11 protein-coding genes are annotated in these 13,808 nt (G+C 71.5%); 5 read left to right on the top strand and 6 right to left on the bottom strand.

From position 1 onward, the window contains the following. Positions 1-34: 34 nt before the first annotated feature. Positions 35-1,591: a carboxylesterase/lipase family protein gene (locus RWE79_RS30435; protein WP_475943280.1), complete on the bottom strand. Its 1,557-nt coding sequence runs from the start codon at positions 1,589-1,591 to the stop codon at positions 35-37. Between the two features lie 134 nt (positions 1,592-1,725). Between RWE79_RS30435 and RWE79_RS30430 the strand changes: the two genes are divergently transcribed. From RWE79_RS30430 to RWE79_RS30420, 3 genes are all read left to right on the top strand, one after another. Continuing rightward, positions 1,726-2,334, top strand: a complete 609-nt coding sequence (locus RWE79_RS30430) for an ABC transporter permease (protein ID WP_475943279.1) — start codon at positions 1,726-1,728, stop codon at positions 2,332-2,334. A 38-nt stretch (positions 2,335-2,372) separates the two neighbouring features. Then, a complete protein-coding gene (locus tag RWE79_RS30425) occupies positions 2,373-3,587 on the top strand; it encodes a lactonase family protein (RefSeq protein WP_475943278.1) in 1,215 nt (404 codons plus the stop codon). Between the two features lie 216 nt (positions 3,588-3,803). After that, the gene (locus tag RWE79_RS30420) at positions 3,804-6,035 is read left to right on the top strand and encodes an MMPL family transporter (RefSeq protein ID WP_475943277.1); all 2,232 of its coding nucleotides are present in this window, start codon (positions 3,804-3,806) and stop codon (positions 6,033-6,035) included. Here the strand turns inward: RWE79_RS30420 and RWE79_RS30415 are convergent. After that, complete coding sequence (locus RWE79_RS30415; RefSeq protein WP_475943276.1) at positions 6,018-7,100, bottom strand: CDP-alcohol phosphatidyltransferase family protein; 1,083 nt, start codon at positions 7,098-7,100, stop codon at positions 6,018-6,020. The two genes, RWE79_RS30420 and RWE79_RS30415, sit on opposite strands and share 18 nt — an antisense overlap. Before the next feature lie 178 nt (positions 7,101-7,278). Between RWE79_RS30415 and RWE79_RS30410 the strand changes: the two genes are divergently transcribed. Further along, positions 7,279-8,361, top strand: coding sequence for a carboxylate-amine ligase (locus RWE79_RS30410; protein WP_475943275.1), 1,083 nt, complete (start codon positions 7,279-7,281; stop codon positions 8,359-8,361). 63 nt (positions 8,362-8,424) lie between these two features. Next, entirely contained in the window at positions 8,425-9,288 is an 864-nt protein-coding gene (locus RWE79_RS30405) for a phosphotransferase enzyme family protein (protein WP_475943274.1), read from the top strand. Positions 9,289-9,295: 7 nt separating this feature from the next. Here RWE79_RS30405 and RWE79_RS30400 read toward each other — a convergent pair whose 3' ends face one another. From RWE79_RS30400 to RWE79_RS30385, 4 genes are all read right to left on the bottom strand, one after another. Next, on the bottom strand, positions 9,296-10,006 hold the full coding sequence (locus tag RWE79_RS30400; protein ID WP_475943273.1) for an exonuclease domain-containing protein: 711 nt from the start codon (positions 10,004-10,006) through the stop codon (positions 9,296-9,298). Positions 10,007-10,067: 61 nt separating this feature from the next. Beyond that, positions 10,068-11,312 carry an SAV2148 family HEPN domain-containing protein gene (locus tag RWE79_RS30395; RefSeq protein WP_475943272.1) on the bottom strand — a complete coding sequence of 415 codons (1,245 nt, stop codon included), beginning with the start codon at positions 11,310-11,312 and terminating at the stop codon, positions 10,068-10,070. Between the two features lie 106 nt (positions 11,313-11,418). Further along, positions 11,419-12,705, bottom strand: a complete 1,287-nt coding sequence (locus RWE79_RS30390) for a copper amine oxidase (RefSeq protein ID WP_475943271.1) — start codon at positions 12,703-12,705, stop codon at positions 11,419-11,421. Between the two features lie 43 nt (positions 12,706-12,748). Beyond that, positions 12,749-13,597, bottom strand: coding sequence for a Tat pathway signal sequence domain protein (locus RWE79_RS30385; protein WP_475943270.1), 849 nt, complete (start codon positions 13,595-13,597; stop codon positions 12,749-12,751). Between the last annotated feature and the right edge of the window lie 211 nt (positions 13,598-13,808).

Below are 13,808 nucleotides of genomic sequence, written 5' to 3'. Positions count from 1 at the left end.
CGACGGCGCGGGTGCCGTCGCCGGCCCGGAGGCCCTACCAGGCGTCCTGCGTCGCGAAGTACCGCTTCCAGAAGTCGAGCTTGTCGGAGGAGGCCACCCGCATCGGCCCGTAGTGCTCGCCGACCTCCATCACCGTCGGTGAGCCGGGACTGTAGGCGGCCCACCTGGGCAGGCCAGGACCGTTCGGATTGCCGGTGGCGATGTAGTTCGCCAGGTAGGAGGACATGGTGCCGGCGATCTCACGGTCCTGGTCGGTCCACCCCTGGGTGGCCGGGTTGAGGTTGCCGAAGAAGTAGACGATCTCGGAGCCGTGGTACGCGCCCCGGAGGTCGTGGTCGGGGCCCGGCGGGCGGTGCGTCCAGAAGTAGGTGTACACGGGACGGTCGGCGCCCTTGGTCCACTTGGTGCCCCACAGGTACGTCGAGACGCGGGAGTTGTCGCGGACCGCGTCGTTGCTGGCGAGGGCCGCCTCGTCGTCCGTACCGGCCGGGTACAGCCCCAGGAACTCGTCGGCCATCGAGCCGAACTTCTGCCGCGCGGCGCTCACGTAGTCGTCCAGGGTGACGTGGACGAGCGGGGCGCCGGGGCGGTCCGGGTAACCCGACTCGCGCCAGTACTCGAAGGCGGTCCCGGGCACGGCACCGCTTTCGTCCAGGTTGTTTCCGGCCAGGTACCAGACGTCGTTCTGCGCACGGGCGTCGTAGGTCTTCATGTAGCCGGCGGGCAGCACCCAGCCGTCGACGACGGGCCTGAACAGCGGAGGCCTGGCGACGGACTTGGTGTCGACCGTCTCGTCCTTGAGCGAGGCGCCGTCCGTGAAGTCCTGCCACGGCAGGGCGCGCAGCTCCGTCAGCGTGGTCGCGCCCTTCGTCGCACCACAGGCGGGACCCTGCTGGAGGGCGGTGTCCATCGTGCGGAGCGACACGCCGAGGTAGCGCAGTTCGGGATCGCTCGGACAGCGCACTTGGCTCTCGGCGATGGAGCGCTGGAAGAGACCCGATGCGAGCGGTGACATGGACAGCATGTCCGTGGAACCGGCGCCGGCGGACTGGCCGCCCACCGTGACGAGGCGCGGATCGCCGCCGAACGCGGCGATGTTCCGCCGGACCCACTTGAGGACCGCGATCTGGTCGAGCAGGCCGTAGTTGCCCGAGACGCCCTGGCGGGACTCCTCGCCCAGCTCGGGGGTGGCGAGAAAACCCAGGGCGCCCAGACGGTAGTTGATGGTCACCACGACCACGCCCTTGCCGGCCAGGACCGAGCCGTCGAAGCTGGGGTCCGAGCCGCTGCCGGCGGAGAACCCGCCTCCGTAGAGCCACACGTACACCGGGCGCCGCTCGCCGCTGCTCCCGGCGCCGGTCCAGATGTTGAGGTTGAGGCAGTCCTCGCTCATGGTCAGGGTGCTCGACGCCTGCGGCGGTGAGTCGCCGAACGTGTCGGCCTCGCGGACACCCGTCCAGGACGGCGCCGGCTGCGGCGGGCGCCACCGGTTCTTGCCGGCGGTCGAGGCCGCGTAGGGAAGCCCCTTGAAGACGGTGACACCGGACGCCGCGGCGGGCACCCCGGTGACGAGGCCGGATTCGGTGCGCACCGGCCTGTCCCCCTCGTGCTGTGGCAGGTGATGAGCGGCCCCGTCGTGCCCGAGTACGCGGTCAGCAAGCCCACCGACGTGACGAGGCCCTCACCCGGATGCTCGGCTCGGCATCCGGATGGAACGACATCGAGGTGACCACCGTCGAAGTCCTGGCCGGCTTCGGTCTCGGCGTCGTCGCCGGGACCGTGATGGGCCTGGTGCTGGGCTCCTTCCCGCTCCTGGGGCGGGTGCTGGAACCGCTCGTCGCAGCCATCAACGGCATCCCGAAGATCGCACTCGCGCCGCTGTTCCTGCTGTTCTTCGGCATCGGCCCCTGGTCGAAGATTACGATAGCCATGACCGGTGTCGCCTTCGTGGTCTTCTACAACATCTATCTCGGCCTGCGGCTGAGGGAACGCGAACTCATCGAGGTCGTCCAGGTGATGGGCGGCCGCAAACACCACGTCCTGGGCTATGTGACGATCCCGACGCTCGCCGCCCCGTTCTTCGCCGCGCTCAAGACGGGCGGGCCGCTCGCCATCCTCGGCGTCATCGGCGGAGAGTTCATCGCCTCCTCCGAGGGCGTGGGGCACGAACTGTTCACCGCGGCCCAGAACCTGGACGCGGCCGCCGAGTTCGCCGGCCTGATCGTCCTCGTCGCGCTGACACTCGCCCTCAACGGCGTGCTGACCGCCCTCGACTCGTACGCCCTCAAGCGCCTCGGCCTGGCGGCCCGCCGCCGCCCGCGGCCCAAGGGCTGACCCGCACCCCCCATGAGCGAGAAAGGACCATCCCCTCGATGCCCTCGATGGACGAAGCCCCGCACACCCCACCGCACACCCCGGCGCACATCCGCCCCTCCCGCAGAACCGTGCTGGCAGCCCTCACGGCGTCGGCCGCGACAGCCGTACCGCTGCTGTCCGCCGCGCCGGCCGACGCGGCACCGGCCCGCCCCGGTGACCTGCTCTACATCGGGACCTGGGGACAGGGCCAGGTCCACGCGGTGCGGTTCGACCCCGACCGCGGGACCATGACACCACTCGGATCCGTGGCGGAGGTCAGCTCGAACTGGGTCGCGGTGCACCCGACCCGCCCGGTCCTCTACGTCGCCGGCGGTGAGCAGGGCGGATTCATCCGCGTGTTCCGGATCGACGATGCCTCCGGAGCCGTTCGGCAGGTCGGCGAGATCGGGACGGAGACCGTCCCGACCGGCAGCGGCGGGCTGTCCCACATCGGGGTGACCGCGGACGCGGACACACTGCTGGTCGCCGACTTCGCGGCCGGCACCGCGGTGACCGTGCCGATCGGCGCGGACGGCGGGCTGGGCGCCGTGGCCTCCCGCGTGCAGGACACCGGTTCCGGACCCGGTCCGCGACAGCTGGGTCCGCACCCGCACCACGTGGTCGTCGACCCGAGCCGCAAATTCGCGCTGGTCGCGGACTTCGGCGCCGACCGGGTGTTCGTCTACGACTACGACCGGGCCACGCACCGGCTCTCCGCCGGCACGGACGGCCCCGGCTCCTACGCCACGGCACCGGGGTCGGGCCCCCGGCGCCTGGCCTTCCACCCCGGCGGGCGGACGGTCTACCTGCTGAACGAGCTGACCGCGGACATCCAGGTCCTGCGGTGGGACGCGGGGCACGGGGCGCTGACACCCCGCCAGACGCTGCCGACGAACGCGCCGGACCACACCGGAACCACAAGCGCCGCCGAACTGGCCATCAGCCGCGACGGCCGCTTCGTCTACACCTCGAACCGCCGAGAGAACACGCTGGTCGTCTATTCGGCACACCGGAGAACCGGCCTGCTCGCGGAGGTGCAGCGCATGCCCTGCGCGGGACTCACGCCGTGGAGCTTCGCCCTTCATCCCGGTGGGAGGTGGCTGTTCGTCGCGAACGAGGCGAGCAGCTCGGTGAATCTCTTCGGCGTCGACCCGCGATCGGGACGACTGACGGACACCGGTGCGTCGGTACCCGTACCGAACCCCGACTGCATCGCCTTCCACCAGCGCTGAGCCGCGGCGACCGTTCGACCGCACGAACGCGCAGCCGTCAGGGGGGTGGGGATACCCCCACCCCCTGGGAGGAGCTGACAGCACCCCGGATCACCCGCCAGCCGGATGGGCCGCGGACCCCGCGGCCCCTAGCGTCGTAGGCATCGGAAAAACGACGCACCGAGGGGGACGACCGTGCCAAGCGCACACGGCAGCACACAGGGAATCGCAGCCGCGATGGGCGGATGGAGTGCCCGGCACCGATGGCTGGCGGTGGGCGGGTGGCTGCTCTTCGTCGTCCTGGCACTGGCCGTCGGAACGGCGGCCGGGCGGGTGGACATCGGCGACAGCGAGGAGGTGCCCGGCGAGTTCGGCCAGGCGATGAAGATCCTGGACGACGCCGGGCTGAACGACGGCCCGGCCGGGGAGATGGTGCTCGTCCAGTCGGCGGACGGCACCGCCACCGCCACCGACCCGGCCTTCCGCGGCGCCGTGGCCGGCGTGATCACCGCGGTGAAGGACACCGGCCGGGTCACCGGCGTCCAGTCGCCCTACGACCTCCGGACCATATCGGCCGACGGCAGGTCGGCCCTGGTCAGGTTCGACATGCGCGGCGACGCGGAGACCGCGCCGGAACGGGTGCAGCCGGTACTCGACGCGGTGCGCGCGGTGCAGGACAAGCACCCGGCGCTGCGCATCGAGCAGTTCGGCGACGCCAGCTCCCACAAGGTCGTCGACGACGCCTTCGGCAACGACTTCCAGCGGGCCGAGTACTCGGCGCTGCCGGTGGCCCTGGGCATCCTGCTGATCGCCTTCGGCGCGCTGGTCGCCGCCCTGCTGCCGGTGGCGCTGGCGATGAGCGCGTTCCTGGCGACGACCGGCCTGGTGGCCGTGGTGAGCCACTGGGTGCACATGAGCGACAGCGCCAACTCGGTGATGCTGCTGGTGGGGCTGGCCGTCGGTGTCGACTACTGCCTGTTCTACCTGCGCCGTGAGCGCGAGGAACGGGCCGCCGGGCACGACGCGCAGACCGCGCTGCGGATCGCGGCGGCGACCTCGGGGCGGGCGGTCCTGGTCTCCGGGATCACCGTGATCGTGGCGATGTCGGGCATGCTGTTCACCGGGATCGGCGACTTCAAGGCGATGGGCCTGGCCACCATGATGGTGGTCGCGGTCGCGATGTTCGGCTCGGTGACCGTGCTCCCGGCGCTGCTGTCGCTGCTCGGCGCACGGGTCGAGAAGGGCCGCATCCCGTTCCTGAACGCCCGCAGGCCCGCCGGTGGCCACCCCGGCGGCGAGAGCCGCTTCTGGCGGGCCGTGCTGAGCCGGGTGCTGCGCCGGCCGAAGCTGTCGGTGACGCTGGCGGGCGGACTGCTGATCGCCATCGCCCTCCCGGCGGCCGGTATGCACACCCAGAACCTGGCACTGAACCAGAACCTCGGCGACAGCCTGCCGATCATCCAGGCGTACAACCACATCAACGCGGCCTTCCCCGGCGGTTCCGACCCGGCCAGGGTCGTGGTGAAGGCGGACGACATCACGTCGGCCCCGGTACGCCAGGCCATCGCCCGGTTCCGTACCGAGGCCGTCACCCGGGGCGCCAGCAAGGGCCCGGTGCGGGTCACGTACCACAACCGGCTCGGCGTCGCCGAGATCAGCGTGCCGCTGGTCGGCGGCTCGGACCAGAAGCGTGCCGAGAAGAGCCTGCGCGTCCTGCGCGACCAGGTACGGCCCGCCACGCTGGGCCGCGTCGACGGGGTACGGGCCCCGATCGCCGGCTCCACGGCCGCGTCGGTGGACTTCAACGACAAGCTGGTCACCTCCACCCCGCCGGTGTTCGCCTTCGTCGTCGCCTTCGCCTTCCTCCTGATGCTGCTGTCGTTCCGGTCGCTGACGATCGCGGCCACCTCGATCGTGCTCAACCTGCTGTCGGTGGGGGCCGCGTACGGGGTGCTCACCGTGGTCTTCCAGCACGGCTGGGGCGCGGGCCTGGTCGGCGCGACGGGGGTCGGCGCGATCGAGTCGTGGCTGCCGCTGTTCCTGTTCGTGATCCTCTTCGGGCTGAGCATGGACTACCACGTCTTCGTGGTGTCGCGGATCCGTGAGGCGCGGATGCGCGGGCTCACCACCCGCGGCGCGATCGAACACGGCATCACCACCACGGCCGGAGTGGTCACCAGCGCCGCCGTGATCATGGTCGCGGTGTTCGCGCTCTTCGGGACGCTGTCCATGCAGAGCATGAAGCAGATGGGCATCGGCCTGGCCGCCGCCGTGCTGATCGACGCGACCGTCATCCGGGGCATCCTGCTCCCCGCCGTGATGGACCTGCTCGGGGAGCGCAACTGGTACCTGCCCCGGTGGCTGGGCTGGCTGCCGGACATGACGCACGACGAGGCCGTGGCGCCGCCCGTCCGTCCGGCAGCCGTCCCCGGGGCACGGCCCGGGGAACGCTCAGGCGTGCGCGGCTGAGTCACCGGCCCCTACCGCGACCGGCTCGGCCTCCTGCGTGGGGGCCGGGCCGAACGACGCCATGGTGCGGCCGAAGTCCCGGGTGGACAGCAGCAGCTTGTAGATGATGGCCAGCTCGAAGACCAGCAGCATCGCGCCGGCCCCGATGGTGACCGGCATGATCTGGTTCACGGCCGGGGCGACGATGAACACCGCCATCTGGAACTCGATGCCGCTGATCAGGTGGGTACGGATCCGGTGCCGCAGCAGGAAGGTACGGAAGCGCGCGTACCAGGGGAAGCGGTGCCGGAACTCCTGGTGCAGGTCCACCACTTCGGGCTTGGAGCGCACGACGGTCAGCCCCGCGACCGCGTCGAGGCCGGCGTCGAGGCCGGCGTCCAGGCCCGCGTCGGCGTCCGCTTCCGCGGCGGCGGCGGCGACCGTCTGGTCCTGCTCCATGTCTGCTTCGGGGTTGTCGCGGAGCAGGTCCTCCATGAAGGCCAGCTCGGTCTGCTCCGCCTCCTCGGCACGACCCGGGCCCTGCTCGGCCGCCGCCCGCCGGATCTCCCGGACCCGGGACTTGATCTGCTTGCGCATGCCGTGCCGGATCTTGAATATCTGCAGGGCGTCGACGTAGCGCAGCATGTCCAGGAAGGTCACCGCCAGCGCCAGCCACAGGTACGCCGGGTTGTCGGTGCGCACGTACTGACCGCCCATGAGGGCGATCGCGCAGGCCAGCACCCGCACCCGGTCGAAGACGTAGTCGAGCCAGGCGCCGAAGACCGAGCCGTTGCCCTTGAGACGGGCGAGCTTGCCGTCCATGCAGTCGAGAATGAAGCTCAGGTGGTACAGCAGGGCCCCGGCGAGCAGCCAGGTCCACTCACCGACGGCGAAGCAGGCCGCCGCGCCCAGTCCCAGGAACAGTGCCGCCCAGGTGATCTGGTTCGGGGTGAGCCGGGTGTACCGCGCCGTCCAGCGGACCAGCGGCGTCGCCACCGGGTCGACCAGGAGCACGGTCCACCATGCGTCGCGCTTCTTCTCGGTGCGGCGGCGCACTTCGGCGAGTGGGGGAACGTCGTAGGACATCGGCAACTTCCGTGGAGTGAGAAGGGGTTCTCCCCCACGCTAGAAAGGCCGTTCACCAAGAAACAAGATTCATTCCATGCAACCTTTACCCACGCCCGTGGGTCGTACGGAGTGACGAGATCAGCGGCATTCGTGGGTCAGCGGATATAACCTCCGGCGGAGGGGGTATCCGCTGTTTGTGCTGCGTACGGTTGGGGTGGAGGAAGAACTGCTGCTGGTGGACGCGGACGGATTCACACCGCGCGCAGTGGCCGGAGCCGTTCTGGAAGGCCAGAACGGCGGCGAGATCGTGGCCGAATTGCAGCAGCAGCAATTGGAGATCAATACCCACCCCTGCGGGACCCTGGAGCAGTTGCGCGGCGAGTTGCACGCCTGGCGCGGACTGGCGGCAGAGTTGGCCCGTAAGCAGGGCGCGGAGGTGGCGGCGCTGGCCACCTCGCCGCTGCCGGTGTCGCCGCGGCTGACCCCCGAGGGCCGGTACCGCCGGATGGCCCAGCTCTTCGGGCTCACCGCGCAGGAGCAGCTGACCTGCGGCTGCCACATCCATGTCGAGGTCCGCTCCGACGAGGAGGGGGTGGCCGTCGTCGACCGGATCCGGCCCTGGCTGGCCGCGCTGCTCGCGTTCAGCGCGAACTCGCCGCTGTGGCAGGGCCGCGACACCGGATACGCCGGCTACCGCTACCAGGTCTTCGGCCGCTGGCCCACCGCCGGGCCGACCGAGCTCTTCGGGTCGGCGGCGGAGTACCGGCGGGCCGTGAGCGCGCTGCTGGCCACCGGGACCCTGCTGGACCAGGGCATGATCTACTTCGACGCCCGGCTGTCGGCCGCGTTCCCCACGGTGGAGGTCCGGGTCTGTGACGTCTGCCCGGACGTGGAGGACTGCGTCCTGCTGGCCGCCCTCGTCCGGGGCCTGGTCGAGACCGCCGCCCGCGACTGGGCCGCCGGCCTCCCGGCCCCCGAGGTCCCCGTCCAGGTGCTGCGGCTCGCCGCCTGGCGGGCCTGCCGGTCCGGCCTGGACGGCTCCCTGGTGCACCCGCTCACCCACCGCCCGGCGTCGGCCCGCGAGGTGGCCGACGCGGTCGTGGAGTACGCCGGGGCCGCCCTGGACGAGGCCGGCGACCTCGACACGGTCCGGGCCGGCATCGAGCGGCTGCTCACCTGTGGCACCGGAGCACGGTGGCAGCGGGACACCTACGCCGCGCGCGGGGCGGCGGCGGTGGTGAGCGAGGCGGTGGCCCGCACCCTGGACTTCCGGCAGTGAGGCCGGGCGGCGGGGCCGGCGGCTCGCGCGAAGGCCCGGCGCGGCCTCTGCGATCATTGGCCCATGGCGTTCACCGAGGAGCTGGCGCGGGCTGTGCTCGCCGCCGAAGGACGGGACAGCGGCACCGCGAAGCTGATCGCGCTGGGCGAGAACGCGGTCTTCGAGCTGCCCGGCGGCATCGTCGCCAAGGTCGGCCGGGACGCGGAGCTGCTGGAACGGGCCGCCCGCGAGGTCGCGACGGCCCAGTGGCTGGCCGGGCTCGGCCTGCCGGCCGTGCGGGCCGCGGAGCCGGTGGCCCGGCTCGTCGACGGGCACCCGGTGACGTACTGGCAGCGGCTGCCCGACCCCGTACGGCCCGCCGGGGCCGCGGATCTGGCCGGGCTGCTGCGACAGGTGCACGCGCTGCCGAAGCCGGACTTCGCCCTCCCCCGGCGCGATCTGCTCGGCGGGGTCGAACGCTGGCTGCGGCTGGCCGGCGACGCCGTCGACCCGGCCGACGCGGACTTCCTGCGGGCCCGGCGGGACGGCTTCGCGCAGGCCGCCGCCGCCCTGACGCCGCGTCTGCCGTCCGGGCCGGTCCACGGGGACGCGCTGCCCCGCAACGTCCACGTCGGGCCCGACGGGCCGGTCCTGGTCGACCTGGAGACCTTCTCCGACGACCTGCGCGAGCACGACCTCGTGGTGATGGCCCTGAGCCTGGACCGCTACGGGCTCGACCCCGCCGCGTACGACACCTTCACCGCGGCCTACGGCTGGGACGTACGGGAGTGGGACGGCTGCGCGGTCCTGCGCGGTGCCCGCGAGACCGCCAGCTGCGCCTGGGTCTCCCAGCACGCCCCGGGCAGCCCCGCCGCCCTGGCCGAGTTCCGCCGCCGGGTGGCCTCGCTGAGGGAGGGCGACCCGGCGGTGCGGTGGTACCCCTTCTGAACCGCCGTCAGACCGGCACCCGCAGCGGCCAGCGCGTGTCTATCTCCTCGGCGGGCGCGCCGCCCTGCCGGGCCAGGAACTTCTGGAATCCCGCGGCCCAGTCGGCGTACCAGCCGATCTGGGAGCGGTGGAGCTCCCACAGCTCACCGGCGCCGGCCTCGGGGAAGCGTTCGGCCAGCGCGATGGCGACCCGGACCGCCGCCAGGGCGTCGGCGCCGGCCTCGTGGGCGTCGTCCAGGACGACCCCGTAGAAGCGGCAGGCCGCCTCCAGGGTGCGCTTGCCCCGGCGGTAGCGGTCGAGGGTGCGGTCGATGACGAGCGGGTCGACGACGGGGCCGACGTCGCCGTCGAGGCGGGAGTCGAGCGAGGGCAGCCCGTGGCGCCGCAGCTCGGCGGCGAGCAGGCTGAGGTCGAAGGGGGCGTTGTAGACGACGACCGGGACGCCCCGGGTCCAGTACCCGGTGAGCGCGTCGGCGATCTCCGCGACGGCGTGGGCGGCGGGGCTGCCGTGCTCCACCGCGTGGGCGGTGCTGATGCCGTGAACGGCGGTGGCCTCGACGGGGATCGGTACCGCCGGGTCGACGAGCCACTCGCGGTGGCCGACCGGCTCCCCGTCCCTGACCTCGGTGACGGCGGCGGTGACGATACGCGCGGCCAGCGGGTCCGTGCCCGTGGTTTCGAGGTCGAAGCCGACCAGCAGCTCCCGGTGCCATCCCATGGCGAAGTCCTTCCTGCGGTTCCCCCGTGTGCTCTGCCATCCTCCCCCGGGGCACTGACAGTCAGGACACCGGCCGGGAGTCGGTCCAGACCCCTTCGAACTCCTCGCGGTAGACCTCGAAGAGGCCGTGCTGCCCGTCCGCCTCGTCCTCCTTGTCCTGCACGATGTCCCGCCGGCCGCCGCGCAGGATCATCACGGGCGCCTCCATGCCGCGCGCCTTGCGCAGATACGACTGGACGACGGCCAGCCCGTCGGCGCCGTCCCCGTCGACCAGGTAGGCGGTGAAGCGGGGGGTCTCGTCGAAGACCCGGATCTCGAAGGCGGCGGTGTCGCGCAGCCGGGCCCGGACCCGGCGCATGTGCATGATGTTCATCTCCACCGAGCGGCTCAGCTCGCTGCGCCCGAGGCCGAGTTCGCGTTCCCGCCGGCGTACCGCGCTGCTGGCCGGGTTGATGAAGAGCAGCCGCACCCGGCAGCCGGCTTCGGCGAGCCGGACCAGGCGGCGTCCGGAGAAGTTCTGCACGAGCAGGTTCAGGCCTATGCCCACCGCGTCGAGGCGGCGGGCGCCACCGAACAGGTCCTCGGCCGGGAGCTGCCGCTGGAGCCGTACCCGGTCGGGGTAGACACCGACGACGTCGGCGTAGCGGTCGGCGACCAGTTCCTCGACGGCGTCGACCGGCAGGCGTTCGGCGGAGGGGTAGCCGGGGCCGGAGCCCAGTATGTCGAGCAGCCGGGCGGCGGCGCGTTCGGCCTGGTCCAGGACGGTGCGGGACAGGGCGCGGTTGCGCGAGACGACGTGCCGGGCGACCTCCAGCTCGTCCAGCGCCAGTTCCAGTTCCCGGCGCTCGTCGAGGTAGGGCTCGAAGCAGGGCCAGTGCTGGACGACGAGTTCGCGCAGCTGCGGCAGGGTCAGGAAGCTGAGGACGTTGTCGTCGGCCGGGTCGAGCAGGAAGCCCTTGCGGCGGCTGACCTCGCGTACGGCGGCGGCGCGCTGGACCCACTCGTGGCCGGCCGGGCCGGCCGCGGCGACCACCCACTCCTCGCCGTGGACGGGTTCGTAGATGGGACGCAGGACCGCGTTGACGACGGCGCGGAGCCGCTGTTCGACGAGGTTGAGCCAGACGTAGGCCCGCCCGGCGCGCCGGGCGCGTGTGCGCACCTCGGCCCAGGCGGCGGCGCCCCAGTCCAGTTCGGCTCCGATCTCCAGCGGCAGCGCCAGGGACACCGATGCGGTGGTCCCGTCGTTGATGCCGCCGCCCTGGTCCCCCTCGTCACCGCCTCCGGGGAGCACCAGACCTCCCGACATCACGACTGCACCCGCCTTCCCGCCCCCGTCACGATCAAGGAAGGGTACTGCGGGGCGGGGGGCGGTGCAGCCGTAACGACGCTACTTCACTACATGCCTAGCGCATTCAGTGACCCTGGCCGTTGTTGCCCGAGAGCTCGTCAGGGGTCAGCGGACTCATGGCCGTGACATCGCGGGGCACCAGCTGGAAGCCCTGCCAGTGGACCGGCATGGGCGTCTGGTCCTCGTCCCGCGGGATGTGGTGGAAGCCGACGTTGACCCACATCACGGGGTGCTTGAGGCTCTCACCGTTCACCCACTTGTTCACCGATGTTCCCCTGCCGGCGCAGGCCGGGTCGCTGTTGCCGCTGGCGAACTGCTCGCAGGCGCGGTACTGGGTGAAGTACACGTCCTTGGAGGTGTAGGCGTGCGCGTCGTAGTGGTCGGAGTGCTGCTGGACCAGCTCCCACGACCTGGGGTGGTTGTCGGCGTTCTTGCCGGTGGAGCTGACCACCCGCCACCAGCGGCGCAGCGCCGAGGTGCCGGCGAGCTCCTTGGTGACGCTCGTCCTGGTGGTCTTGAGGATCTCCGAACCGGTGCCCTGGCCCGCCTTCTTGGTGTCGTACTGCTGGACCTTGGCCCGGGTGGAGCCGTCCAGGCCGAAGTTCAGCCGCCAGAAGACCGAGTGGTAGTGCGAGGTGGAGTAGTCGTGGTTGCCCTTTCCGATGGGCCAGCCGGTGCCGGTGCCGCTGTAGTCGCCGGGTGAGAGGTCGCCGGTGGCGCCGACCTTGGCGGTGATGGCGCCGTCGTCGGAGAAGTTCCACTGGGTGATGTACTCGTACCAGCCCAGCTGGGACACCGAGAAGAGCACCAGGTCGTCACCCTGCTTGGTGTACCGCTTCTGGTTGCCGGTGTTGTCGTAGATGTCGCTGCGGTAGGCGTAACCGTGCGGCAGGACGTTGGTGCACAGCGCCTTGATGTCGCGTTCCTGCTGCGGGATGTACGCGGAGCTGACGGTGCCGCCGGGGCACTCCTGGGAGCCGATGTCGACCGCGGTGTTGCCGAAGCCGATGTCGGACAGGTCGTTGTACTCGGTCTTGCCCGAGTCGTAGGGCACGTTGACCTGGGCCAGGGAGGCCGAGGCCAGGACCTTGATCGGCTGGGCCTCCTTCTTCGGCTGGTAGGCGATCTTCTCCAGGACCAGCCCCTTGGTGCCGCTCATGCGCCAGCACATGGTCCAGGTGGTGCCGTTGGGCAGGGTCTTCTTGACGGCGGACGCCGAACTGCCGCAGTCGGGGGCGGCCGCCGTGGGCGCCGCCTGTGCCGCCGGGGCCGTCACGGCCGAGGTGAGCGCGGGTACGAGGAGGAGCGCCGTGGCCGCACCGAGGGCCCGACGCACGGTTGAGGTGCGCATGTTGCTGAGATCTCCGCTCTGCTGCTCTGGTTGGCTGTGCCGGTCAGGCGATTCGGCCCACGGTGTGGTCGCTGAGATCGACGACCAGACTGGTCGTGTCGATCCAGGGACCCTTCTTCACCTGGGTGAACAGCCGTACGCACCGGTGCTTGCCGCACTTGGCGAGACCGGCGGGCCCGGACTGCTCCGCGGTGTTGTAGGCGATGCCGCGCAGCGTCAGCTGGGAGGCCGTGGTCAGTTCGGTGCCCTTGGTGGCGGCCTTGAAGTCGGTCCGCAGGCCCTTGCCGAGCGGGTCGGCGATGAGCAGTTCGGCGGCCTTGACGGTCTCGTCGGCCGACGGCGGCGGCTGCATGCCGGTCGCGGTGTCGGTCTGCTCGACCTTGCCGGTGGTGAGGTTGACGGTCTTCTTGACGAGCTGGTCGTGCCCGTAGTCGTAGAACAGCACCTCGACGCGGCGGGCGTCGTCGCCCTGCGGCTCGGCCGAATCGGCGAGGTCGGTGTCGACGTACTCGGCGCCGCCGGCCCCGTCGACGGATTCGGCGGCGCGCAGCGAGTCACGGGCCGTCGCGATGGACCGGGCCCGGTCGACCTCGTCCTTGGTCAGCGGTCCGCGTCCGGTCTTCTCCTCGCCCTGCGGCGCGTCGTTCTCGGTGGCCGCGGCCGTGGGTGTCCCGGTCGCCGCGGACGCGGCGGTGCCGGGGCCGTTGGCGCCGGTTCCGGAGTGGTCGTCCCCCGAGGCGTCCCGCGGCAGCGTGATCGCGATCATCACCGCCGTGGCGGCGAGCGCGATGCCGCCGCCGATGAGGGCGCGCCGCATGCCGCGCCCCGTGATCCGTACCGTCCGTGCGGTGCTGGTCTGCACCGGCGGACGGCCTTCCCCCTGCTCTGTCACCTGTGTCTCCCCTGTGTGTCGTGCGGTCACTCGTTACGACGGTGACAGGAGTACACAGGTTGCTCCGGGGCAACCGATTCTTGGGTCAGCCAGGGGAATTGACACACCCGTACTGGGGAAGATCTTGGTAATTGCGTGCGATAGTGCCCCCTTGTACGTGAAGATGCGTCTTCGGCAAGGTTGCGGCCGGGGGTGCGGCCTACCGGCGCCC

This window comes from Streptomyces sp. RLA131, from assembly GCF_056270125.1.
Note: the sequence above shows the minus strand (reverse complement) of the source record. Positions and strands in the feature narration are given on the sequence as shown.